At 46.8% G+C, this 24,366-nt stretch carries 26 protein-coding genes and 3 pseudogenes; 19 read left to right on the top strand and 10 right to left on the bottom strand.

Features of this window, described 5'->3' with window-relative positions; translation table 11 throughout:
- Positions 1-36 precede the first annotated feature (36 nt).
- Both EDM52_RS08820 and EDM52_RS08815 read left to right on the top strand, forming a co-directional pair.
- Positions 37-1,854 carry a sigma-54-dependent Fis family transcriptional regulator gene (locus EDM52_RS08820; protein WP_245996728.1) on the top strand — a complete coding sequence of 606 codons (1,818 nt, stop codon included), beginning with the start codon at positions 37-39 and terminating at the stop codon, positions 1,852-1,854.
- A 40-nt stretch (positions 1,855-1,894) separates the two neighbouring features.
- Positions 1,895-2,629, top strand: coding sequence for a hypothetical protein (locus tag EDM52_RS08815; RefSeq protein WP_122908634.1), 735 nt, complete (start codon positions 1,895-1,897; stop codon positions 2,627-2,629).
- Between the two features lie 167 nt (positions 2,630-2,796).
- Here the strand turns inward: EDM52_RS08815 and EDM52_RS08810 are convergent, their stop codons facing one another.
- Positions 2,797-3,027: a sensor histidine kinase gene (locus tag EDM52_RS08810; protein WP_420866957.1), complete on the bottom strand. Its 231-nt coding sequence runs from the start codon at positions 3,025-3,027 to the stop codon at positions 2,797-2,799.
- Between the two features lie 205 nt (positions 3,028-3,232).
- On the opposite strand from EDM52_RS08810, the gene lepB reads away from it, so the two are divergent.
- From lepB to EDM52_RS08765, 10 genes and pseudogenes are all read left to right on the top strand, one after another.
- Positions 3,233-3,793, top strand: coding sequence for a signal peptidase I (gene lepB / locus EDM52_RS08805; protein WP_122908632.1), 561 nt, complete (start codon positions 3,233-3,235; stop codon positions 3,791-3,793).
- A gap of 83 nt (positions 3,794-3,876) precedes the next feature.
- Positions 3,877-5,409: a response regulator transcription factor gene (locus tag EDM52_RS08800; RefSeq protein WP_122908631.1), complete on the top strand. Its 1,533-nt coding sequence runs from the start codon at positions 3,877-3,879 to the stop codon at positions 5,407-5,409.
- 130 nt (positions 5,410-5,539) lie between these two features.
- The gene (hutU, locus tag EDM52_RS08795) at positions 5,540-7,210 is read left to right on the top strand and encodes a urocanate hydratase (RefSeq protein WP_122908630.1); all 1,671 of its coding nucleotides are present in this window, start codon (positions 5,540-5,542) and stop codon (positions 7,208-7,210) included.
- A 7-nt stretch (positions 7,211-7,217) separates the two neighbouring features.
- Positions 7,218-8,504 carry an imidazolonepropionase gene (gene hutI / locus EDM52_RS08790; RefSeq protein ID WP_122908629.1) on the top strand — a complete coding sequence of 429 codons (1,287 nt, stop codon included), beginning with the start codon at positions 7,218-7,220 and terminating at the stop codon, positions 8,502-8,504.
- 452 nt (positions 8,505-8,956) lie between these two features.
- Entirely contained in the window at positions 8,957-9,559 is a 603-nt protein-coding gene (locus EDM52_RS08785; RefSeq protein WP_122908628.1) for a hypothetical protein, read from the top strand.
- 14 nt (positions 9,560-9,573) lie between these two features.
- Positions 9,574-10,191: a hypothetical protein gene (locus tag EDM52_RS08780; RefSeq protein WP_122908627.1), complete on the top strand. Its 618-nt coding sequence runs from the start codon at positions 9,574-9,576 to the stop codon at positions 10,189-10,191.
- 214 nt (positions 10,192-10,405) lie between these two features.
- Positions 10,406-11,164, top strand: a complete 759-nt coding sequence (locus EDM52_RS08775; RefSeq protein WP_122908626.1) for a hypothetical protein — start codon at positions 10,406-10,408, stop codon at positions 11,162-11,164.
- A gap of 105 nt (positions 11,165-11,269) precedes the next feature.
- A pseudogene (locus EDM52_RS08770) lies at positions 11,270-11,728 on the top strand (amidohydrolase family protein); the annotation flags it as partial.
- Positions 11,729-12,577: 849 nt separating this feature from the next.
- A complete protein-coding gene (locus EDM52_RS24335) occupies positions 12,578-12,970 on the top strand; it encodes a hypothetical protein (RefSeq protein WP_148038736.1) in 393 nt (130 codons plus the stop codon).
- A gap of 24 nt (positions 12,971-12,994) precedes the next feature.
- Entirely contained in the window at positions 12,995-13,501 is a 507-nt protein-coding gene (locus tag EDM52_RS08765; protein WP_122908625.1) for a hypothetical protein, read from the top strand.
- 236 nt (positions 13,502-13,737) lie between these two features.
- Here EDM52_RS08765 and EDM52_RS24570 read toward each other — a convergent pair whose 3' ends face one another.
- Genes EDM52_RS24570 through EDM52_RS08755 form a run of 3 tightly spaced genes read right to left on the bottom strand, consistent with a single transcriptional unit; the run spans position 13,738 to position 14,711 of the window.
- Positions 13,738-13,908, bottom strand: a complete 171-nt coding sequence (locus EDM52_RS24570) for a hypothetical protein (RefSeq protein WP_183184922.1) — start codon at positions 13,906-13,908, stop codon at positions 13,738-13,740.
- Between the two features lie 44 nt (positions 13,909-13,952).
- Entirely contained in the window at positions 13,953-14,369 is a 417-nt protein-coding gene (locus tag EDM52_RS08760; protein WP_122908624.1) for an HIT family protein, read from the bottom strand.
- 54 nt (positions 14,370-14,423) lie between these two features.
- Positions 14,424-14,711 carry a GNAT family N-acetyltransferase gene (locus EDM52_RS08755; RefSeq protein ID WP_183184920.1) on the bottom strand — a complete coding sequence of 96 codons (288 nt, stop codon included), beginning with the start codon at positions 14,709-14,711 and terminating at the stop codon, positions 14,424-14,426.
- A gap of 264 nt (positions 14,712-14,975) precedes the next feature.
- Here EDM52_RS08755 and EDM52_RS08750 point away from each other — a divergent pair, with 264 nt between their 5' ends.
- A complete protein-coding gene (locus EDM52_RS08750) occupies positions 14,976-15,437 on the top strand; it encodes an SRPBCC family protein (protein WP_122908623.1) in 462 nt (153 codons plus the stop codon).
- Positions 15,438-15,496: 59 nt separating this feature from the next.
- Here EDM52_RS08750 and EDM52_RS08745 read toward each other — a convergent pair whose 3' ends face one another.
- Complete coding sequence (locus EDM52_RS08745; protein WP_122908622.1) at positions 15,497-15,835, bottom strand: hypothetical protein; 339 nt, start codon at positions 15,833-15,835, stop codon at positions 15,497-15,499.
- Between the two features lie 39 nt (positions 15,836-15,874).
- A complete protein-coding gene (locus EDM52_RS08740) occupies positions 15,875-16,054 on the bottom strand; it encodes a hypothetical protein (protein WP_122908621.1) in 180 nt (59 codons plus the stop codon).
- A gap of 159 nt (positions 16,055-16,213) precedes the next feature.
- On the opposite strand from EDM52_RS08740, the gene EDM52_RS08735 reads away from it, so the two are divergent.
- On the top strand, positions 16,214-16,852 hold the full coding sequence (locus EDM52_RS08735) for a pyridoxamine 5'-phosphate oxidase family protein (protein ID WP_122908620.1): 639 nt from the start codon (positions 16,214-16,216) through the stop codon (positions 16,850-16,852).
- Positions 16,853-16,944: 92 nt separating this feature from the next.
- A complete protein-coding gene (locus EDM52_RS08730) occupies positions 16,945-17,772 on the top strand; it encodes an aldo/keto reductase (RefSeq protein ID WP_122908619.1) in 828 nt (275 codons plus the stop codon).
- A gap of 50 nt (positions 17,773-17,822) precedes the next feature.
- On the opposite strand, the gene EDM52_RS08725 is transcribed toward EDM52_RS08730, so the two are convergent.
- Positions 17,823-18,551 carry a YheC/YheD family protein gene (locus EDM52_RS08725; protein ID WP_122908788.1) on the bottom strand — a complete coding sequence of 243 codons (729 nt, stop codon included), beginning with the start codon at positions 18,549-18,551 and terminating at the stop codon, positions 17,823-17,825.
- 222 nt (positions 18,552-18,773) lie between these two features.
- On the opposite strand from EDM52_RS08725, the gene EDM52_RS08720 reads away from it, so the two are divergent.
- Positions 18,774-19,517 (top strand): IclR family transcriptional regulator, encoded by a 744-nt coding sequence (locus tag EDM52_RS08720; protein ID WP_122908618.1) that lies wholly within the window; start codon positions 18,774-18,776, stop codon positions 19,515-19,517.
- Between the two features lie 46 nt (positions 19,518-19,563).
- Here EDM52_RS08720 and EDM52_RS08715 read toward each other — a convergent pair whose 3' ends face one another.
- Entirely contained in the window at positions 19,564-20,700 is a 1,137-nt protein-coding gene (locus EDM52_RS08715; RefSeq protein ID WP_122908617.1) for a glycosyltransferase family protein, read from the bottom strand.
- Positions 20,701-20,852: 152 nt separating this feature from the next.
- Here EDM52_RS08715 and EDM52_RS08710 point away from each other — a divergent pair, with 152 nt between their 5' ends.
- A complete protein-coding gene (locus EDM52_RS08710; protein ID WP_122908616.1) occupies positions 20,853-21,485 on the top strand; it encodes a TetR/AcrR family transcriptional regulator in 633 nt (210 codons plus the stop codon).
- 9 nt (positions 21,486-21,494) lie between these two features.
- Entirely contained in the window at positions 21,495-21,998 is a 504-nt protein-coding gene (locus tag EDM52_RS08705; RefSeq protein ID WP_122908615.1) for a DUF4188 domain-containing protein, read from the top strand.
- 32 nt (positions 21,999-22,030) lie between these two features.
- On the opposite strand, the pseudogene EDM52_RS08700 reads toward EDM52_RS08705, so the two are convergent.
- A pseudogene (locus tag EDM52_RS08700) lies at positions 22,031-22,186 on the bottom strand (DUF3892 domain-containing protein); the annotation flags it as partial.
- Positions 22,187-22,342: 156 nt separating this feature from the next.
- Here EDM52_RS08700 and EDM52_RS08695 point away from each other — a divergent pair.
- Positions 22,343-23,254 carry a DMT family transporter gene (locus EDM52_RS08695; protein ID WP_122908614.1) on the top strand — a complete coding sequence of 304 codons (912 nt, stop codon included), beginning with the start codon at positions 22,343-22,345 and terminating at the stop codon, positions 23,252-23,254.
- 128 nt (positions 23,255-23,382) lie between these two features.
- On the opposite strand, the pseudogene EDM52_RS08690 reads toward EDM52_RS08695, so the two are convergent.
- Positions 23,383-23,943 (bottom strand): annotated as a pseudogene (locus EDM52_RS08690) (LysR family transcriptional regulator); the annotation flags it as partial.
- Between the last annotated feature and the right edge of the window lie 423 nt (positions 23,944-24,366).

Genomic DNA, 24,366 nt, shown 5'->3' with positions numbered 1-24,366 from the left:
AGGGATTGTCATCGCTCTCTTGCCTCGCAAGGTATAATGGAGACAAAGCAAGCGGAGAGGGGAATCCATATGCCTTTGCGCGAAATTCAGGAGAGCGTCCAGCAGATTGCCGAAGCAGTTGCTTCCGTATTACGTGTGGAAGTGGAGATCGCCGATCATCATTTGCTGCGCATAGCTGGTACAGGTCAGACACAACCAGGTGTCTTGCGAACGATGGCTGGGGAGGATCACGTGTACCGATCCTCTCTGTTCGCTGGACAGCCGGTGGTCATCACGCACCCTGGGGAAGATGATCGCTGCAAACCTTGCATGCACTATGGAAACTGTGCCGAGACGGGAGAGATTTGCTGCCCGATCCAGATGGATGGGAAAAATGTGGGGGTCATCGGACTACTGGCTTTTGATCCATCACAGCGCGAGCGTTTGTTTACAGATGTGGACTCCATTCTCAACTTTCTGCAAAAGATTGCGGAGCTGATCGCAAGCAAGCTGAAGGAACATCTGATGTACGTAGAGCAGCAGCTGACACTGGAAAAGCTGCGCGTGCTGATGGATGAGCTGGACAAGGCCATGTTGATCGTGGATCAGTCAGACCAGATCGTACAAGCCAATCAACGTGCCAGACAGTACTTGCTGCTGCAAACATTGGCAACGGAAGGCAGTGCAAGAGCGAAAGAATGGATCACAGCGATACGCAAGGTCGACAGCTCCGGGATCACGCCGAAAAAAGTCATGCTTGCGGTGGGGGAAGAGGAAAAGGAATTTTTGTTTGCGATCAAGCCCATTCAACTGGAAGGGACTACGAGAGAATGGGTCATCACGATCGATGATGTCCGGGAAGTGGTTGAGATAGCTCGACAGGTAGGTGGCTTCGAACGACAGGATGCCTTTTCTCGCATCGTGGGCAATAGTCCCGCCATTGCGCAGGCAAAAGAAGTGGCTAGGCGTGTCGCGGACAGCGAGTCTACGGTGTTGCTGTATGGGGAGAGTGGAACTGGCAAGGAGCTGTTTGCCAAGGCTGTTCATCAGGAAAGCCAGCGTCGCAATCTGCCTTTTGTCTCGATCAATTGTGCGGCCATCCCGGAGCATTTGCTCGAAAGTGAGTTGTTCGGCTACGAAGATGGCTCTTTTACGGGTGCCCGCAGGGGAGGAAAAATCGGACTTCTGGAAGCAGCGAGTAGGGGGACTATTTTTCTGGATGAGATTGGTGACATGCCGCTGCACGTGCAAGGTAAGCTCCTCCGCGTTCTACAGGAGAGAGAAATCATGCGGGTAGGGTCGACAGGCAGAACCATCCCGCTGAAAGCCCGGATCATCGCGGCCACCCATCATGATTTGCGGAGTCGTGTAGAGCAAGGAGCATTTCGCATGGACTTGTTCTACCGTCTCTATGTAATTCCGATCTTCCTCCCATCCTTAAAAGAGCGACGCGAAGACATTTTGATCATCGCAAATGACTGTCTGCAGCGCTGCTCTCAAAGATTGGGCAAAAACGTTATCGGGTTCTCACAAGAAACGCAAGCCATTCTCTTTCATTATGACTGGCCTGGAAATGTCCGAGAGCTGGCAAACGCGATCGAATACGCTGTCAATATGGAGACATCGGCGTTGATTGAGACCAAAAGCCTGCCGCTAGAACTGCGAGAAAAGCGGGAACGGGTGGAGGTTTCAGGCAGGACAAGCACGTCGGATATGAACCTCCCGCTCAACCTCAAGGAGCTGGAGCGAGCGGCCATTCAACAGGCTTTGAGTCAAGTAGAACAGACTAGGGGACGCAAGGAGGACGCGGCTGAATGGCTTGGGATCAGCAGGGCAACCCTTTTTCGGAAAATCAAGGAATACGGGTTATCATAGGGGCAAGCGATAAGTGGAATACGAGAATAGGGGAATGCGGATGTTAGGTAACACGGTGATACCGGATCTATTACAAAGCATCATCCAGTGGGAGAAAGACATTGCACCTGAAGTCCCTTATCTAGATACTCCCACGGGCTTCTACTTAACGTTCAATGAAAACGATAACGGCGGATATCGCTGTTCACCAGTAGATTCGATCATGTTTGCAGGTACGGGCTATGACGGTATCCGCGACTTTTTTAGGCTTCATTTCTTCGGTCATGAAGGTTTGCTGCTGCTAGATTTTGAGTCGAAAGAGGAGTATATGCATTATCTCCAAAGCCAAGACGACGCACAAGCCTCCGAACATTTTGACCGTGAAAAATGGGATCGCCAAAGAGCGATAGTCCGGGAAGAAGCAGTGAAGGCTTTCAACCTCGAACCGATTGAGGACGGATTTGCGTATGTTCAGGAGCTGCAGGCCCAGCGCAAAACAGATAGAGTCTTGAAAACAGCAGACGGTTTGGGGATTGTTCCGTTGGGGGAAAGGGAAGAGACGAAGGTGTACATCCCTCATCCATGGCGAAGAATAGATTTGTCTGATGTGAATTTGAACGATTTAAAAGCCTTTGTTCATAATGCGGAGATGGAAACCCTGCTGGCATTCATACGAGATTGTCAATCGCAGTATTTCAATCATTCGGAAGTGATGCAGCTCCTGTACAACAGACTGGATCAGTATGGTTTTCATCTGGAAGCCAAACGGTTGTTGTACTGTATGGATGTCAGCTAGACGTAACGCTTATCAGCTTCCATCGGGTCAAAAGAAGACAGGCTTGTGTTAGAAGCACCAAGCCTGTCTTCTTTTTCCTGCAACTTCGATTATGACTCTTGATTCCTTTGATTATGCGGGATGACAAACGACACGGTTGTTCCTTCATTCGGCTTGCTTTGGATCGACTAGCCTCGTCCGTATAGCTGCGTCAAACGTCGATTCGTATTGGACAGACCGATACCGCCTTTTCCCTTTCTTGTTGGACTCAGCAATTGATTGACTACCTCCTGCTCCATTCCTTTTCCATCATCGTGTACCTCAATGAGTGTAAAATCGTCCTGCCGCGCAATCCGAATAAGGACTGTGCCGCCTTTGGACTGACGAAGGAGACCGTGCTTGACTGCATTTTCTACCAGCGGTTGGCAGAAAGATACAGGGAGGACGTTGGTCCTTGGACCGAGTATTTAGGGATTTTAAAAAAGAGATGATCATCGTGAACACGAGTTTTGATCTTTTTTTAGATCGCCTCGCGGAGCCTTCTCCCCTTTTTTGGTTTGGACGATGTTTGTGGTATGATAGCAACTGACAGGATGTATTCGGAGGAAGGAGTGACGTTTAAACGTGAAAGAGATTTTCGGATGGGTTCGTTCGATTGGCTTTGCCATCGTACTGGCCTTGGCTTTGGGAATTTTCGTCTTTCAACCGTACAAGGTCGATGGACAATCGATGAGTCCAACTTTGCAGGATGAGCAGCGCGTTTTTGTGTCCAAACTATCGCATACCTTTTCCTATTTGCCTGAATACGGCGACATCGTTGTGATTGATAGCCGCGTGAAAAGAGATCGAACCCTGATGGATGATATGACCGGCCATCCTTTGGTGCGCATGGTTCTGGGTCAAAAAGAGGACAAATCCATGTACATCAAGAGAGTGATCGGAAAGCCTGGAGATGTGCTGGAATTTAAAGATCATCAGGTATTTCGCAATGGCGTAGCATTAGAAGAACCGTACATCAAGGAAAAAATGGAGTACGTGTCAGACGAAATCTTGACGGTTCCTGACAACCACGTCTTTGTCATGGGCGATAATCGCAATGACAGCACGGATTCCCGAGAGCTTGGCTTTATTCCGCTCGAACACATCATGGGTTCCATGATTGAGAATCCATTTTCCTCTAAATGAATGAAGCGAGAGATGTCCCTGCTGGGGACATCTTCCTTTACGTGGTAGCGTCAGAATATTCTGTGATAAAAGAGGGGATGTACATGCCGAGCATCATGATTGCCGATCGCGACCCCAACGAACGCTCCGGGATCAGCTGGCTGCTCAACAGTTGGCAAATTCCCTACGATCATGTATACAAGGCAGGAACGATGGAGGACGTCTTTCAGGTGCTGGAAGACCATGTGCCAGATGTCATCTGTATCGAGCTGGACATGGTAGCTAGAAGCAATTGGGAGCGACTCAAGCTGTTAGTCGAGCAGTTTCGTCCCATTGTTCTGGTGATGACGGCAGAGGCTACGTTCGAGAAAGCGATGCTTGCGATCGAGCTGCGCGCACGTGACCTATGGCTGAAGCCGCAAACGCCTGAGGTGATCAGACGTGTCCTGACCCGATGCTCTCAGGAGATTGTCGAGGCTCGAAACGGGGGGCGAGATGTACGTGTAGCGGGCAGTTGGTCAGAGGGAGAAGGGGTGACGTATCGCGAGCTCTTTGTTCCTGATTCGCAGAACCACAGAGAGCAAACCCTTTTGCTGGCGCAACTGGAGGAGACCAGACATCATCCTGCGCTGCTCACCTTTTTACAGGAGTTCCCGTTTCGTCAAAAACCCGTGCTGCTGCCTCTGGCAGATGTCATCGTCGGGGTTTTCGACACACAGCAGGGAAAAGAATCACTTGCGTCCATGCAGCAGCTGGCGAGAAGAATCTTGATCGAGTGGGAGGCGAGGCATGACTCTCCGCTGTTTCTCGTCGTCTACGAGGCGCAGGATCAGCAAAAAAGCTTGAGCGAAAAATATCAGGATGCGAGTCAGGCATTGCAAATTCGCTTCTTCACAGGATATCGGCAAGTATCCGTCGCAGAAAATGTGATCAATTGGAAAACGATAGACCCGTTCTTGACTCCCGCCGAACAGCGGACATGGGTAGATATGCTGCACGAGGGAGACAGAGATGGATTAAAGCAGTGGATGTATACGCAATTTTCCTATCAAAAAGGGCCTTATCCAGAGCCGGGACTGCTTCGCATTCGGCTGACCAGCATCTTGGCACAGGTCAGACGTTATATGAAGTCGCATGGCTTGGACGGAACGAATGTGGAGGATGGCTACCACCGGGTCTTCGAGATCATCCTGTACGCGCCTATTCTTTATCGCATTATTCAGGAGCTGCTGTTGTTCATCTACAAGCTCATGGATGTCGTGCAAAGGCAGCGAGGAGCAGCAGGAATCGACGTGATCGAGCTGGCTCTTCGCTTTATGGAGGGGAGATTCTCAGATTCCTCCCTACGTCTGGAGGATGTCGCAGGCTATGTGGATCGGAGTCCCGCCTATTTCAGCACACTGGTCAGCAGCAGTCTGGGCATTACGTTTCGGCAGCTGCTGACGAACATGCGACTGAAGGAAGCAGAGCAACTGATTGCCGAAACGTCTTTGAGTATTCATGAGGTAGCGGAGCGAAGCGGCTTTGCCAATGCCAACTACTTCAGCAAAGTGTTCAAGGAAAAGCTGGGAACAACCCCGCGGATGTATCGCAATCAAAAGAAAGGAGTAGAATCGAAAAAAAATACCTATTTGTAGCTTTTCCCAGCGAATAGGCAAAAACAAACCGATAGTAGGGGCACCAAATCAAAAGCCTGGTGCCTTTTTTTGTTTTCCACCCATTTTTATACTGAACAAAAGAACCTTGAAGAAAAGCAGGTGGGAAATAATGGCGACTACGCAGACGATTGAACAGTTGATTCAGCAATATTCGGGTGCACAGCTCCATACCAAGGGTTGGGTACAGGAAGCAGCTTTGCGGATGCTGCTGAACAACCTGAACCCGCAGGTAGCGGAACGGACAGAAGATCTGGTCGTCTATGGCGGGATCGGCAAAGCAGCTCGCAACTGGGAATGCTTTGAGGCGATTGTGGAGACATTGAAGCAGCTGGATAGCGACGAGACGCTGCTGATCCAATCGGGCAAGCCAGTCGCTGTTTTTCGGACGCATACAGATGCTCCACGCATTCTGTTAGCCAACTCCAATCTGGTACCGGCATGGGCAAACTGGGAGCATTTCCACGAGCTGGACAAAAAAGGGCTGATGATGTACGGACAGATGACAGCGGGAAGCTGGATCTATATCGGCAGCCAGGGCATTGTGCAAGGCACGTATGAAACCTTCGCCGAGTGTGCGCGGCAGCATTTTGAAGGAACGTTGGCTGGGACGATTACCGTGACGGCTGGCTTGGGAGGCATGGGTGCCGCCCAACCCTTGGCGGTTTCGCTCAACGGCGGTGTAAGCATCAATATTGAAGTAGATCCGGCCCGTATTCAGCGCAGATTGGATACAAAGTACCTGGATGTGATGACGAGCAGTCTGGATGAGGCTCTTACCATTGCACAGGAGATGAAGCTTGCCAAAAAAGGCGTCTCGATCGGGCTGGTGGGCAATGCACCAGAAGTGCTGCGTGAGATGCTGAATCGCGGCTTTATCCCGGATGTGCTGACGGACCAAACCTCCGCTCACGATCCATTAAATGGCTATATCCCGACAGGCATGTCTTTATCCGACGCGCAGGAGCTTCGTCTCCGTGATCCGAAAAGCTATGAAGTCCGAGCGAAAGCGAGTATTGCCGAGCACGTTCTCGCCATGCTGGAGATGCAGGCGCGCGGAGCAGTGACCTTTGACTACGGGAACAACATTCGACAGGTGGCAAAGGATGAAGGGGTAGAGGATGCCTTCCGCTTTCCGGGATTTGTTCCTGCCTATATTCGTCCGCAATTTTGCGAGGGCAAGGGACCGTTTCGCTGGGTAGCGTTATCGGGTGATCCGGAAGACATCTACAAGACCGATGAAGTGATTTTGCGGGAATTCGCCACGAACACCCATTTGTGCAACTGGATTCGCATGGCTCAGGAGCGCATTCAGTTTCAAGGTCTGCCTTCCCGCATCTGCTGGCTGGGATACGGTGAACGCGCCCGCTTTGGTCACATCATCAATGAGATGGTGGCCAGAGGCGAACTGAAAGCCCCGATCGTGATCGGACGCGATCATCTGGACTCCGGATCGGTCGCTTCCCCTAATCGGGAGACAGAAGCCATGATGGACGGAAGCGACGCGGTGGCTGACTGGCCAATCTTAAACGCGCTGGTCAATGCAGTCGGTGGAGCGAGCTGGGTATCGGTGCATCACGGTGGAGGAGTCGGCATGGGGTATTCCTTGCACGCGGGGATGGTCATCGTAGCAGACGGTACGGAAGAAGCGGCACGCCGTTTGGAACGAGTGCTGACGACTGATCCGGGCATGGGTATCGTCCGTCATACAGATGCTGGCTACGAGCTGGCTAGACGCACTGCCAAGGAAAAAGGTGTCCACATTCCCATGATAAAGGAGTAGACGCGCGATGAAGCATCAGCCGTTATGGATTCGCCACGCTAGCCAGCTCGTCACCTTGGCGGGAACCTCACAGGCACCTGTCACGGGTGCAGGAATGAATCAGCTCTCCTTCATCGAGAATGGCAGTGTCTGGCTGGAAGACGGGAAGATCGTTCACGTCGGTAAAGACGAGGAGCTCGAAGCGATATTCGGGTCACGTCGGGATGAAGCAAGAATCATTGATGCTACAGGCAAGCTGGTCACACCCGGCTTGATCGATCCGCATACGCATCTGGTGCATGCCGGAAGCAGGCAGAATGAGTTCAACATGCGACTCCACGGCGCTACTTACATGGAGATCATGAACAACGGTGGTGGAATCCACGCGACGACCTCGGCTACCCGAGTGGCTACTCACGATCAGCTGTTTGCGGAAAGCAAAAAGCGGCTCGATCAGTTCCTCCTGCACGGGGTTACAACGGTGGAAGCCAAAAGCGGCTATGGAATGACACTAGACGTAGAACTCAAGCAGCTGGAGGTAGCAAAGCGGCTTCACGAGGAGCATCCGGTCGATATCGTCAGTACCTTTATGGGTGCACATGCAGTTCCTCGCGAGTATCGGGATCATCCAGACGATTTTGTGGAGCTGTTGATCAGGGAGATGATCCCGGAAGTAGCGCGCCGCGGACTTGCCGTATTCAACGATGTTTTCTGCGAGCGCGGGGTATTTACACCAGAGCAGTCCAGACGCATTCTGGAAGCTGGCAAGGAGTACGGACTCCTGCCCAAAATACATGCAGATGAAATCGAACCATACGAGGGAGCGGAGCTTGCCGCAGAGATCGGGGCCGTATCTGCTGATCACCTGCTGCGGGCATCGGAACATGGTATTGAACGGATGGCACAGTCTGGCGTCATCGCTGTTCTGCTGCCTGGAACCGCCTTTTTCCTGATGGCAGAGTCAGCGAACGGCCGCAAGATGATCGATGCCGGAGTCGCAGTCGCGATCTCCACGGATTGCAACCCTGGTTCTTCGCCTACCGTCTCCATGCCGCTCATCATGAATCTGGGCTGCCTGAAAATGGGTATGACCCCAGCGGAGGTCCTGACCGCAGCGACCATCAATGCGGCACACGCCATCCGTTGCGCGGATCGGATCGGCAGCATCGAGACTGGCAAGCAGGCGGATATCACCATTTTTGAAGTGCCCGACTACATGACCCTGCAGTATCGATACGGAGTGAATCATGTTCATACCGTGATCAAAAGAGGAGCGGTAGTCGTGTCGGATGGCAGGTTGATAGAGGAGTTTTAGTATTCACAAGAGGCTGTCACAAAAGGTTAATCTCGATTTACTGAATCCCAAAAAAGAGTGATAAAACATCCCGATTCACTATCGAAAGTGGGTCGGGATGCTTATGTTTGGCATGAATTTGTTGTTAAAGTGGGGACTCAAGATTGAAAAATGACTTTTGAGACTGAAAGGTACGTGAATCATTAACGAATAGGGAGTAGAAGAAAGAAACAATTCTTACAGGCTGTTGGGAATAAGGAGGTGGCTAGTTCAAAGTAACAAACCATTTAGAAATGACTAGTTCCAGTACTAGAGAAAGTCAAGAGGTCGACGAATAAGGAACTAAGTACTCGCTGCCTTTATTATCAAAGGTAAGATTCTATTTAGAATATTTAGGTGTGAAAAAACGAGATTGTATTTACATTTTTTGTTTTTTATGTATTATTTTGTTTAAATGCAAAGGAGGTATATAAATGAAAAAAAGTAAATATTTTACTATCATTTCGTTTCTCTCTTTAACTTTAGCATTAAGTGGTGTAGCTTCTGCTGCGGGCGAGTTGAAAGATGCTAATGCATTTTATTACAATGGTGGTTTTAAGGATATTTCAGTTACAGAAAACATGAAGTATTATATACCATCATACACATGGGACCAATTCGGTGATTATATCGATGATTCATTTTCTGATTTTTCCTCTATATCAGGTGTCAACTTTGGATTTGAAGAAGTTTCCTGGCTTGAAGATGCAGACTTGTTTATTGTCGACACTGACGAAGATGGAACCTATGATGGACTACCTGGGATTATGATTCCTTGTAATTGGTCTGGTTCTACTTGTAATAAAGTGAGTTACAATTCAAGGTGGGAATTGGCTGCAGTATTTTTATTACCAGATAACATGGAGAGAGAAGATTTTAGTTCTATTAACAGGCACAAGACTGTTTTACATGAAATTGGCCATGCATATGCATTAGAACATCAGCCTAAAGGTGTTAATTCAGTAATGGTACCAGGAAAGTTAACTATTACAAGCCCAACCTCTCTAGATATTAGTAACTTAAAATGGAAATATTAAGGAGTGTTGATAGCATGGTCAAGAATAGATTCTCTATCAATGCAACCATTCTAGTTTTATCCTTAGGTTTAATGTTTTTTACCGCAAATTTAATTACAGCAAAAGCTAATAATGAGGAAAAAATAATTTCCTACCCTGGCCATGTAATACCTTATGATGATCTAAGAGAACTTGAAAAAGATTCTCCGATAATCGTGCAGGCATCGTTTACTGGCGAACGTGAAACTGTATATCCCAATATAACAGAAGGTAAACTGTTCCGGTCAGATTCTCTCGTTGAAATTCACAATGTTTTTAAAGGTGACCTTGAAAATCAGGACAAAATTATAGTTTATGAACCAGCGATAATAGACGAAGACAATAATTATGTAACGATCGATGGTTACAAGCTGATGGACGAAAACGGGACATATACTCTATTGTTAAAACCAGTAAAAAATAAAGAAGGCTATGCAATTTCTGGAATGTATCAGGGGAAATATAATAATAACATTCAGAAAAATGGAAAAAACGTGACAAGGAGTTTAGACTATGAGGCTTTGAGTGAAGTCGATTACTTCGGTGAAAATATTGACCATTTTAAGAGGTTAAAAGAGAAAGTTGTAGAGAAATATGAAGTATTGTCTGATTAAAAAATTTAAATCCGAATGGGTATATTCCCCAAACGGATTTTTTTTTCCTTGATCTTTTGATTTATTTTTATGAAGGTAAGAAATTAGGAGAAGAAAATAAAATCGGTTAACCTTCGTATTTTGGGTTTCGGATTAATTTGAATGGAAAATAACAGTTTTTGAAACAAATTATCAGCAATTTTTGTCTAATAAAAAATCAATAAGAGGTGTTATTATGAAATTCACGATAATTCCCCTGACATTTCTCCTGTTATTGGACATCACATCTTCTTATCCCCCCATCGATACCATCAAAGAAGAGAGTGAACTTCACACCAATGCTCAGTTTACTGGTGACTGTGACTTTAAGATAGATGAATATAATCCTGCCTTGAAGTGGAATAACCTCAGGTACAAAAAAAACTATGAGTCGGATACAAAATTATTGGAGCGAGGAGAAAAGATCGGTGAGGTTCAGTTCAAAGTAAATGGAAATGTTTGCCTTGGATATCGAATGGAAAATGGTGACGCAACCTGGGCACCGATTGGAACCCCGATATACAAAATAAAGGGATACTCAGAGAAATTCAGGCTTTTATTGGGAGATGAACTGTTTGAAGTATCTGAAATTCCGGACGCAAAAAAAATAGGTGACTTTTATGACATAACAGGAAAAGTTATGAAGATTTCAATAGAATACCCGATTGAAAACTCTCCTTCAGTAGATTTTTCAATGGAAGAGACGATACAGTTCATCGATGAATACTTACAACAAGATTATGTCCCGTTCAATGAAATTTTTAAAGGCATTCCAATTAACAGTAACAAATATTTCTTAAGGGTTCATCTAAATGATGACTCTAAAGTTATAATTGGTTATTGGATAGACGAAAATGCATTTTTATTAGGATATGGGAATGATGTCATCAAGAATATTGTCACGAAAAATGCCGAAAGGCTCACCACTCATTACCCAAGAACTAATAACAACTAATTTTGTAATTTTATGAACGCAATTTTCGCTGCGAACTAGCTTTAGTTGACAAGGATAGCAGGTGAGGCTGTACCAGAAATAAAGCTAATGAGCTCGGAGCTTGATACTGATCACCTGCTGCGTGCATCGGAACACGGCATTGAGCGAATGGCACAGTCTGGCGTCATAGCTGTTCTGTTGCCTGGAACCGCCTTTTTCCTGATGGCAGAGTCAGCGAGTGGGCGCAAGATGATCGATGCCGGAGTCGCAGTCGCGATCTCCACGGATTGCAACCCGGGTTCTTCGCCTACCGTCTCCATGCCGCTCATCATGAATCTGGGCTGCCTGAAAATGGGCATGACCCCGGCGGAGGTCCTGACCGCAGCGACCATCAATGCGGCACACGCCATCCGCTGCGCGGATCAGATCGGCAGCATCGAGTCTGGCAAGCAGGCGGACATCACCATTTTTGACGTGCCCGACTATATGACCCTGCAGTATCAATACGGAGTGAATCATGTTCATACCGTGATCAAAAGAGGAGAGGTGGTTGTATCAGGTGGGAGATTGATAGAGGAGTTTTAGTATTCACAAGAGACTGTCTAAAAAAATAAAGAAGCTGGAGAAAATCGTTTCATTTCCCTCCAGCTTCTTTTTTGTCCCTATTGGTTCAAAGAAAATGGCTGGGCGGTTGCCCGCGATTTTCATTAAGTTATGTGCTATTGCCACAATTTCGAACTCGATATATTTTGTCGAGCCCACGCAAGGAAAAGCGGCGGAAACGACCGATTGCCCTTGATGTGACCGAATGCACTTTCTACTTCCACCTTTTGTCGCTTATAGAAAGTGGCTTTGTCCTTACATTCAAGGGCTACTTTTGCCTATGTGCATAAAAATGCTCGTATTGAGTCATTTCACAGTTTTTTGGGGACAGAATGTTTGCAACGAAATGAAATTCAGAGCTATCAAGAAGTGCAGTTTGTATGACATATCACCAGTAGAATTCGGCAAGGCTTTTGCACTGCAACATAAAAAACCGTTTTATCGTGACAGTATTGCGAGGCAATGAAGCACTCAAAAACATTCTTAAACCTAACTGTCTAGCAGGACGGGAAAAGTCTGGAGAGTCAAGCGTACGCTCTATCGATAGATTTTTCCCGTCCCACAATCACAAGCCGTTTAAGAAAAAGAATCATATGAAAATGCGAGAATAAGGGAGAACGACTCTATTTATGAGGAGGTTAAACCGGTATCAGCCCACCAAATAGTTAAGAATACGCAAGAGCGATGTGTTAAATGTTAAGTGAAAATGTGAATACTACCTGCTACTCAAAATAAAGTACTATTTTCCGAATTGTAACTTTTTTGTAATTTATAAATATATAAATATACTAAAATGTAAATTATATCAAAAAAATAAATAAGTAGGACTTTATGAAGAAACTAGCTAAATTAGCAGTTATATCAGCTTCCCTATCAATTGCTTTGTTATCATCAAGCGCTTACGCAAACGATATCCTTGGAACAGGTGAAGATTATAACTTTTCAGGATATGGATCATATATTCATGATAGAACAGCCACAACTGCATATTTATGGGCATATACTGAAGGAGAAGGAGCAGATAGAAATAAGGTTCGGGTAGAGTCCGATTTTTACATGAATGGTTCACTGGTAAAAAGTACCGGAGCCAACAGAGTCACTTATATTGATTTAGACTATGATGCGAAAGCTACGAGAATAAACTCACTCAAAGTTACTTCAAACCAATATGTGTACAATAAAGTAAACGAGTATAAGAGAAAGACTTCTCAGGATTCATATTAAAGATAAAAAAGGAGGTTTCAACACATGAAAAAGAATAGAATGGCTGCTTTAGGTCTTGCCCTGCTTTGCGCTGGTAGCACCTTTTTTATCACTAATCAGCTTAGTGCGAATGAACCTTACATGATTGAAAAATTAAACAACCAAAGCACACTCGAAGTTTTGGGTATCGAAGTAGACACAGATGCAATAAAATCTACACATTCAGTAAAAGACAAAAATGTTATTACTGATGTAAAAGGTAAAAAATGGGTTTATATTGAATATACCGATATAACCCCTTTCATTGATGACTTGGAAAATTACTACGAAGTGGATTTCGTTGGGACCTTTATTGATGTTCAATCAGCGATCATGAGAAAACACGCACAAATAGGGGATCAAATACCGATCATACTTCTGGACGAAGATTTACACGAAGGCACCTTCTCCTTTACTAGGGAGAGTGGAGAAACATTATCCTTCCCAATCCAGTTTGATTCCAAGAAAGGATGGACATACAAAGAACCTGTACTATTTGAATCAGCTCGATAACCATCCAAGGAGCCATTATTTGGCTCCATTTTTATGTATAAGGAAAGGTCTGAATGTAACCGTCTGGTTATTCGGACAGATGAAACAATCATCCTTTTCATCGTAGATCCAATTCATTGCGTTTTTGATGTCCTGTTTGGCTTTTCGGGTCTTACCTTTAATAGGTTACGTTCGGAATCAGGAAATCAATCATATTCATATCCGCACGATGCACAATGCATGAAGCGAATAACCCCTTATACGTTCTTTTTCGGAAACTTTACCCATATGACGATCATGAATGTAGCGATAGGGCCGAGTAAAAGAGATAGCAAAAACCAGAAAAGACCACTTTCATTTTTGCTTTGCGCTAGACCTGCATTGATCAGAGCCAAAGTTCCCCAACCTACTACATACCCTCCTTCCATATAACTCGCCTCCCTGGTGTATGTATGAAAGCTTAGTATTAAAACTAGGTTGATTTCAGAATGAAAGCTCTGATAGTTGATTGTACTTCATCTAAGCGTTTGTCGGCATTTTGGCGCCGTAAGGATTCCTCCCAAGAAAAGCCATCGCCGTCAAAGCGGGGAATGACATGCAAATGAAAATGATTGAGGTCATTACATGATCCGCCATTTTGACAAATGCTGATTCCATCCACCTTATAAATCTGTTTCAATACAGAAGCCAACATTTTCGCTGCATCCATAACGGCCATCAAGGTTTTCTTATCAAGCTCTTCCAACTCCACAACATGATTTTTCGGAAGAATCAAAGTATGCCCTTCGTGAAACGGATCGATGTCTAGAAAGCAACAAACCACATCGTCTTCATACACGATATAGGCAGGATCAAGCCCAGTCGCTAGACGGCAACCCAAACAATTCATACCAAAGCTCCTTTGTATAAAAAATTCATTTTAGTCTGGAAATAAGGAAGGAAATCAATTGGGTCTAGCCTTCTTCTTCTCAAAAGATTGCATCGATTTTTGGTAGCCTAGTTTTTCAAAAAACACTTCGTTGCCTGGTTGTGCTCCAAAAAACAGGGAGGTTGGGCTTGCATCCCAAGCAAGCTCCATTAGTTTTTTACCGATTCCTTTACCTTGATAGGAGCTTCTGACCAAAATCTCTGTAATGGTACTGAAGTAATAGCCATCGGACAGAATTCTCAGACACCCAACCAATGTGTTACCGTCAAAAGCAGAAATATTGATAGTATTATTTAAAGCCATACCCGTCTGTCCTGCGTTGTAGTTACCGGGCCAAACATCTTGAGCCAGTGAAAGAAACGCTTAAACGGAGAGTGATTGATCATCTACTATATAACAAATGTCCAAAATTAACACCTCGTCATGGATTGAAATCCTTTTCGCTTGCTGAAAATGATAGAAGTGTGTGCAGTAAAAAGGTCATGAACAAAGCAATACATAAGTAATCTCAGCCGACGCATTTTGCTAAGATGAAAGGAACAAAGCGCAAGGAAAGGAGCAAGTACAATGACAGAAATCAAACCAGTTGTACAAGCTGAAATGCTGATTCGCAGACCGGTTGAAGAGGTGTTTGAAGCCTTTATCGACCCGGAAATCACGACGAAATTCTGGTTTACCAAAAGCAGCGGGAGATTAGAAGCGGGCAGACGCATTAGCTGGGATTGGGAGATGTACGGGGTCTCGGATGAGATTCACGTATTGGAAATCGAGCCAAACAAGCGGATTCGGATCGAATCGTCGGACGGCACTCAGACAGAATGGAGCTTTACTTCCAGAGCGGAGCAGGAAGCTTTTATAACGATTACCAACACAGGCTTTACCGGAAGTACAGAAGACATCGTCAATCAAGCCCTCGACTCGATGGGAGGCTACACGATGGTGCTTTGTGCACTAAAAGCGCTGCTTGAGCATGGCATCTCCTTGAATGTTGTGTCGGACAAGGCTCCTGATGCTCATGTGACGCAATAGGAGATGGCTTCTTGTTCATAAGACGCAAGCAACCAAAGGCGGTAGCATAACGAGTTTGTTTAGCTGCCGTTTCCTTGTGCAGAGAAAAGGAATAGAATCACCCTCAACGTTTGAACCACCAACAGCGTTTCTGGTATTGGAGGTTCTCCATATCTGCCGCCGTAGGTCACCACTTCAAGTTTAAACTCAAAGGCAGGTATTCTAGGGTCGCCTACGCGCTTGATCTCACTGATTTTTTCACAGCCAAAGGGCTTTTGCAGGGTACTGCCAACCAGGTCCAGATATCGATTGATCAATGCTCCTTCAAGCAATTGCTCTCTGCTCTCCGGTGGAGCTGCAGATGAAACAGGCATCACAAGCAAGAACAGGGCCAAGAGCGCTATTACGACTTTTTTCATTGTATCACCCGTCGTAGTATAACCGGTTGCTGCTGATAGTTACTCTTCAGGTGGATCTTTTTTATCAAATTCGTAAAAGGGACGAATCAAGAGTGCCGTCGCAATGATGGCGAGCAAAAAAGCGATTGAAGACTCATTAAACAGGCTCGTAACGATTCCAAACAGGATAACAGAGTAAAAAAGCGTTAACAAAACGTACTCTAGTTTCTTGGATTTCATAGATGCCTCCCGGTTTGAGTGATATATCCTAAATTTTACCATAAAATACACAATTGGAAGAATCGAAAATGGCAATGGGCAGCGATTGTGCTTAGCCACCCACCCAAATATGCTATGATGAAACGAGACACGCCATAAAAAGAAGACGAGGTGTTTGCTGTGGAGGGATTCGGAATCTTTCGTGAAGTGGTGACGGCGCAAGAAGAACTGAGGGAGTTGTTTGGCGAGCCAAGTAAAGTGGTTCAGAACAAAAGCATCACCCAATTGGATGAGCACTGCCGCAATTTTATCGCCAGATCTCCGTTTTTGATCATTGCAACAGCAGATGAAAATGGGAATTGTGACGCTTCACCGCGTGGAGATGCGCCGGGTTTTGTCCATATCGTCGATGATCGTCATCTGGTAGTTCCGGAGCGGCCAGGCAACAAACGAATGGACACACTGCGCAATATTTTGGACAATCCGCATATCGGTCTGATTTTCATGATTCCGACGCTGCAAGAGACGCTGCGTATCAACGGTCGAGCCTGCGTCATTCGCGACGCGGACGTGCTGGAAAACATGGCGGTGAACGGGAAGGCTCCGACGATTGGTATAGGGGTTCAAGTAGAAGAATGTTTCATCCATTGCGCGAAGTCATTCATGCGCTCGGGGCTGTGGAAGCCAGAGACATGGCCGGAAAAAGATAGGGTGCCTGATGCAGCGCAAATATTGGCTGACCACATCAAGCTGCCAGGTATGTCTGTGAAGGAAGTGGCAGAGGGGCTTGCGGACAGCTACAAAAACCGTTTGTATTAGTGTAATGTGCCGCAAGACTTTTCCAAAAAACTGGATTATGCTAAACTGACATACGATATTGTCCCAATTCTACGCTGGATGGAGGAAATCGAATGGCTACACAGATCACAGATCGTACGGTATTAAACAACGGTGTTGCAATGCCGTGGCTGGGCCTTGGGGTTTGGCGAGTGAAGGATGGCGAAGAGGTAAAGCTGTCTGTTCGATCGGCGATTGAGACCGGGTACGAGAGCATCGATACAGCTGCTGTATACGGTAACGAAGTGGGCGTGGGCGAAGCGATTCGCGAGTCGGGAATAGCGCGCGACAAGCTTTTTTTGACCACCAAGGTGTGGAATGCGGACCAAGGCTATGAAACGACGCTTCAAGCTTTTAACGAAAGCATCAAAAAGCTCGGTGTGGATACATTGGACCTCTACCTGATCCACTGGCCGGTCAAAGACAAATACACGGAGACATGGAAAGCGCTGGAGAAGCTGTACCGGGACGGCTATGTACGGGCGATTGGCGTCAGCAATTTTCATGCGCACCATCTGGAAGAGCTGCGGGCGGTAAGCGAGATTGTACCCGCAGTTAACCAGGTAGAATTTCATCCGCTGTTAAATCAAAGAGATCTGCTAGGCTATTGCCGTGAACATCAGATTCAGATGGAAGCGTGGAGCCCGCTGATGCAGGGGAATCTCCAACATCCATTGCTTCTGGAGCTGGCTGAAAAGTACGGGAAATCTCCGGCACAAATCGTGCTTCGCTGGGATTTGGATCAAAAGGTCGTGACCATTCCCAAATTGATTACGCCTGAGCGCATCCGTCAAAACGCTGATGTTTTCGATTTTTCGCTGGAGGCAGATGACCTGGAGAAGATCACTGCGCTCAATGAAAACAAGCGTTTTGGTCCAGATCCTGATAACTTTAATTTCTAGAAGCATGACGAAAGAGCAGTCTCTCATGGCGGGAGACTGCTTTTTTGCGGCTATCTGCGATAGGTGAGAATGGTACGGTACATCTGCTTGTCGCGCAGCTTGGCAAAAAGGGTAATGTCCGGACGAAGATTGGCTTCGATGATCCAGACCTTGCCTTTTGCATCGATGCCCATGTCGAACCCAAAGACGAGTTGAGATGAATAGTATCCGGACAGCCTTCTGGCGGCAAGCAGGGCAATGCGGCGAAGACGAGCTAGCACGGAAGGAGAGGAGGCGCGAATATTGGAGCGCTGAATCGCAGTGGAGAGAGGAAGAACGTATCCCCCGCTCCGTTTGATGTTGGTGATGATATACCCTCTTCCCGCCACTTTGGCCAGCATACCTGTCACGACCCAGGACGATCCTGGCCTTCTCTGCACCATGACACGCACATCGAAGGGACGTCCACCGACTTGTGCCAGGGAGATTCTCCGTTGAAGCAAATAGCGGGTACCTAGCTTGCGTCGGACGTAGCGATAGGCTCCTTTTTTACCGCGAATGGTTTTCCGCTTGGCGCCGCGATGCACTTGATAGGTTTCCTTTTTCACCTGGGTGATCATCAGGACACCTGCTCCGCCGCTTCCAGAAACCGGCTTGGCAATCACTTTGGAATATCGCCCAATAAAGGCAACAAAATTTCGTCGGGAAAAAGAGCGTGTATGCGGTAAAACGTTACGCAGTTCAGCACTTGATCGTAATATCCTGTGTTTGGTCAGCTTGGACTCGCTTTTTTTAGCCAAAAACTCCAATCCCCCCATCTCAAGTTCAATCCTGATCTCACTAGTCTATGTCTGGACAGATAGAACGCTTGGAGGGGTGTCCTTGCTGGAAAAAAAAAGATACTAGCCTGTTCAGCTTACAATCTTTTCTTTACTCCTGAGTAAAATTTCGTATACTGAAAAGTAGTCATTCGTTTCATTAGGTGAAACTTAGCGGAAACATTTAGGAAGCAGGTGTAACAGATGGAAGAACCAAAAGCAAACGTGCGTGCCGTTGAGCGGGCATTGGAGATCCTGCTTTGCTTTACGGACTCTACAGATTTGGGGCTGAGCGAGATTTCTAACCGCCTCTCCTTGCACAAGAGCACCGTGCATCGTTTGCTGGCAACATTAGAAAACAAGGGCTTTTTAATCCGTGATGTACAGACGGAAAAATATCGTTTAGGTTTTCGGGTATGGGAACTCTCTGCCAATTTAAGCCATAATGACGATCCAGCAACTATGCTTTTGCCGGAGATGGAGCGCCTCCGCGACCTGGTAGAAGAGACGATCAGTTTGTATGTACGAGATGGTTACGAGCGGATTCGCATTCAGGCTGTACAAAGCAAGCAGCCGATTCGCAGGGTAGCGCCTGTAGGGGCACGCATGCCGCTTACAGTAGGAGCTTCCAGTAAAGTTTTAGTCGCCCATGCGGAGCCACATGACATGCATGAGATTCTGGAAGGTCTGGAATGGCCGGAGTATGTGGATCGAGATACGTATATCGAGCAGCTGGAGCCCATTCGCCAGCAAGGGTACGCTACCAGTGTGGAGGAAAGGGAGCTGGGAACGGCTGCTGTAGCTGCCCCAATCTTCAATCGGAATGGGCAATTGATCGCGGCCATTGCGGCTTCTGGTCCATCCAATCGACTGACCCAGGAAAAAATGAAGCAATATGCACCATATATTATGGAGGCAGCTTATCGAATGGGCAAAATGATGAAATAAGAAAAAAGCCAACACTGACAAAAGCTGTGCCAGTGAAGGCTTTTTTTTATTTTTTCTTCTTGCCCAGTCTGTATTCCGTGTGCAAGGCAGCCCAAAATGGCTCTACAGCGTTGTCGGCGAGGAAACGGCTGCCGCGCTCTTTGACGTAATCACTCATTTCCTGATAAAAATCGAGGTCGCACAGACGCTGGTATTGGTGTTGTATGTCATAGGCATTGATGACGAACAGCGGATACTGCTCACCGAGCAAGGCGACGTTGCCGATCGTTTTCGTCGTCAACACAGGGACCCCTAGAGCCATATATTCGAGGATTCGGGACAAATAAGAGTGAGAGGGATTCTGGTCGCTCGTTTTATCAAAGAGAAGTGCCAAGCCAATTCCGCTGTTCACGATCATTTTCTTGGTTTTCCACATGGATTTTTGTCCGTTGTCCGATACGCCAGGAGTACGGAGCAATTGTACCGCACGTTTGCGGTATTTGCCGACGATGGAAGGATAGAGGACGCGCAGTCTGGCTCTGGGATGCTGTTTGCGGATGAGTTGGATGGCTTTGACTGCAACGGATAGGCCATAGCGAGGACGGATCACACCCGCCATGATCAAATGGAGAGGATCATCTTCGTTACGCTTCTGAATCTCCTCTTTGGAATGCTCGACGAACTGTGGCAAGACCTTTATTTTTCGATCCAGCTCTTGTGTCGAATAGCTCCCTTTATTCAACTGGTATTGCCGATAGCGTTCAGCATTGGGTTCCGTCTGAAAAAAGATCATGCGCGAGTTGCGGAAGAGGTAATCCGTTCTGCTCATGATGTACGGGTCCTGCAAGTTGTACTGAGTCGCTAAATATAAGAGCTTTTTGGACAGTGAATCTTTATACTGAAGCAATTTGTGGGCATCATTGCGTCCGCGCACCAGGACGAAATCGTACGCCTTCTTCTGATCGAGCGAAATGATTTTGGTGGTTGGGTCATCGGCATGAATAAATTGGACATGGTGAAAGCGAAAGCCCCCTGTTCCATTTCGAAACGAAAAAGGGAGGACGCAGTCGAAGGTATACTTTTTCTGCTCGGAAGCAGGTAGGTTGTCTATTTTACGATCAAGGGCACGCAGCATGATAAAAAATTGCAACACGTTACCTTTGGGCTTGAACTCATGAAGTGGACAATAAAAACAAATTCTCACGGGACTCTCTCCTTCGCAGGGCTCTCCACTATGGTATGGGTGAAAGGGCGAAGGGGTGAAAAAAGAAAGATAGTTAACTTGAATAAAAAACTTTACTCGAGTTAATTTTTGTACTATTATAAACTCAACAAACAGTCGAAAAGGAGTTTGTCATGACAGAAAAGATTTCCCTGCGGGATCGGAAGAAAGCCAGAACCAAACTGAACCTGCTACAGGCTGGCTTGAATCTGATTGGGGAAGGCACGTTCCGCAATGTATTCGTGGAGGATATTTGCCAGCAGGCCGAGGTATCCAAGGTTACGTTTTTTAAATTCTTTCCGCAAAAGGAAGACATGCTGATCTACTTTATGAGTGTCTGGCAGGCGGAGTGTTACGTGGAGCTGGAGGAAACACCCAAGCGGGGCTGGGCTGCAGTGCGACATATATTCGCCAAAGTAGCCGATCAGGCGAAGAGTCAACCTGGCATCATGCTTAGCTTGATCAGTTTTTTATCTGAGCAGAAGATGCATCCGTGGATTCCGATCCTTTCCGATTCCGAGCTGCAGCTCTTGTTTCCGAACAGGGAGGATTTCTCCGCAATCGCAGCAAGTACCTTAGATACTCTTTTCCGCAGATGCGTAAAGGAAGCGAGAGAGGATGGGGAGCTGTCTGAGCGCCTTACTGAAGAAGAGGCAGTCGCTTTGTTGTTCACGACTTTTTACGGATCGTATTTATCCGCTCACCTTTGTCAGTCCTCCGAGTACATGGCTTTTTATGACATGCATTTGAAACCATTGATGAGGTAGGTGTTTTTAGTGGGAAAAGTAGTACCTGGACGCTTTACGGCAAAGATGGAAGGCTCCTTCGTAGTCTTTATCATCGGAATGAGAATCAACAATAGGCTCGCTTTGCACAAATGGGTTCCTGTAGCAAGTGCGATGGGAGGGATGCTGAAGGAGCTGTATCAAAACCCGGAACTTGGTTTTTTGGGCACCACTTCGCACTGGAACATGCGAGAGCTGACCACAATTCAGTATTGGCGCTCCTACGAGCATCTGGAGAACTATGCGCGACATAGCCACAATCATTTGACGGCGTGGCGAAAATTCAATAAGGCCATAGGGACGGATGGTACGGTCGGTATTTTTCATGAGACCTATCTCGTGGAAGAGGGGAAGTACGAGTGTCTTTACGGCAACATGCCCGTATGGGGGCTGGCTCAGGCTGGGGAGCATGTACCGGCTGTAGGCAAGCGAGAGACAGCGAGAAGAAGACTGGGTGGAGAGAACGAGCCAGCTGTTCCCAGTCCTCCCCAGTAAGCGGCAAGATGCCTTAAAGCCAGCTGAGCGCATTAGAAATCAGGCAGGTTGTCCAGGTTGTTTTCTTTGATGCCATCTGGCTCGCTGCGCAAAATATCCCGTCCGTATTTGTGAAAGACGTCGACATGAGCCAGCTTTCCGGCCTTTGCTTCTTGTAAGGCCGATACATAATCGAGCTCTCGTCCTGCATGACAATCCCTCCTCTTCATTAACTTGTCTTCTCTTTACAGTAGACATGCACATCAAGTAAAGTTGGAATATTAAAGAAACTTATTGCATGGTGTAGGTAGACCAGAGAATAGAAAGAGCCACTTTTCGAAGCGGCGAAGGAGTGAGAGTCGCGGATGGGGAAGTATCGCGCATGGTGGTTGCTATTCTTCTGCAACCTGTTTTGGGCGGGCAATTTTGTGTTTGGAAAATATGTCGTGACCGTGATGAGCCCATTGTGGCTTACGTTTTCCAGGTGGGTATTGGCCTTGATTGTATTGATCCCGCTCGCTATCTTCATGGAGAAGCCGGACTGGAGGAAAGTAGCCAGACAGTGGCTGCCTCTGTCCATGATGGGGTTGATGGGTGTGATCGGGTACAATCTGTTTCTCTATTCTGCTCTGGAGCATACATCTGCGACCAATGCGGCCTTGGTTGCAGCGCTAAATCCGGGAGTCATCGTGTTGTTTTCCTTCTTTTTGCTGGGGGAAAAGATTACCCGTATGCAAGGAATGGGCTTTGTGATTTCGCTTTTCGGCGTTCTTGTCATATTGACAAGAGGCAATCTCGGACAGATCCTGGATACGGAGTATAATCGCGGGGATTTGCTGGCGATCGGGGCGCTTCTGGTATGGACGTTCTACTCGATCATCGGCAAACGGATAAAAGGCGTGACTCCGATCACGGCTACCGCCGCTTCGACGCTGCTTTCGGTCGTCATGATGCTGCCTTTTGCCATCGTGCAGGGTGTTGATTTGACAGCGATGAATCCGCTTGCTATCACAGGATTTCTCTATATTGTCCTGTTTCCTTCGATCTTCTCCTTTGTCTTCTGGAATATATCGGTTCGTGCGCTGGGAGCCAACAAGGCAGGCATCACCCTCAACCTGATTCCGGTATTTACCGCGATCATCAGTGTGCTACTCGGTGAGAGCCTTACCCAGCCGCAGATCTGGGGAGGTCTGCTCGTCTTCCTGGGAGTTACGGTTGCTTCTGGTATAGTCAGAGGTCAATGGAAGGGCAAGCAGAACAAAGGAGTAGAAATATAGCATGAGAAAAAACAAAGAGGCAGGTCAGCGCATCAGCGTGTCCTGCTTTTTTTCGTTGAACGATAAATGAACATGTAGAAAAAAGGGCAAATTCTGACTCTTATGAAAGGAAACAGCGTCTGAGATTACTATCCTAACGAGCGACTGGCATGACTCATGACGGTTTGAAGGTACGACTGCAATTCTGTAATAAATAACTTCTGCTGGAGTTGATCGAAAGGAATCGTCTTTGACTTCGCCAGAGGATGATCTGATCGGATGGCCAAAGCAAATTCTTCGTGAAACAAGGGAATAATCGAAATACTCTCATCAGGTTTGAGAGGAACCGTGGTAACCCCAAGATCTCTTGTGCCGTTAAGGACCTGTTCGTAGACATCCGTGGTTTCCGTAACGCTTATCGATAATTTGGGATAAGTTTTATGGAAATCGATTAGTAAAGCATCAAACAGCAAATCCCCGTCTCCCGGTAAAATGCCAATATCGAGTCTGCCGCCTTCCATCCTCTTAAGATCCGAAACCGCTCTTTTTGCATAGTCAACGTGTTCAAAGATGACATGGCTTTGTTCAAGCAGGATTTTGCCTGCGTCCGTTAACGTGATCCGCTTTCCAATTCGATCGAATAGAGGGAGTTCAAGCTCGTTCTCCAAAAACTTGATCTGCTGACTCAGATTCGACTGGGTTATACAGAGTTTATACAGCCAGAAGGCTTTCCTAATACCATTCGCTGGAATGTCGGTCATATGGTTTATTGGTGGGTACATACGCTTCGCTAAGATTTCCACTTCCTAGTTCCGCTCCCCTTGGAGGGGTGGAATCACGAGCAGCAAGGCAAAGAAAGGTTCGAGGAATTGATTGCATTTGAACGCTCCTTATTGCAGGTGCAATTGACTCCGCTCGTTGAGCTTGAAAATGAGCGTTTCGGAATGGTGGTATTTCGTGCAGAAGGAGACCTGAATGGTCTGCCTTATCTCAATGAGCTTACAGTCGTTTTTGAGTTCGAGGCGGGTCGAATCCGCTCCTTCCGTGAATATGTAGGCATGCCCTTTAAAAAACTACGAAAACCCATAATAGCTGAAAGAAAGAAAAAGGCCCCGTCTCATAAATACGGGGCC

Source organism: Brevibacillus invocatus, assembly GCF_003710915.1.
Taxonomy (GTDB): Bacteria; Bacillota; Bacilli; order Brevibacillales; family Brevibacillaceae; genus Brevibacillus; species Brevibacillus invocatus.
This window is presented reverse-complemented; position numbering and strand designations above follow the sequence as displayed.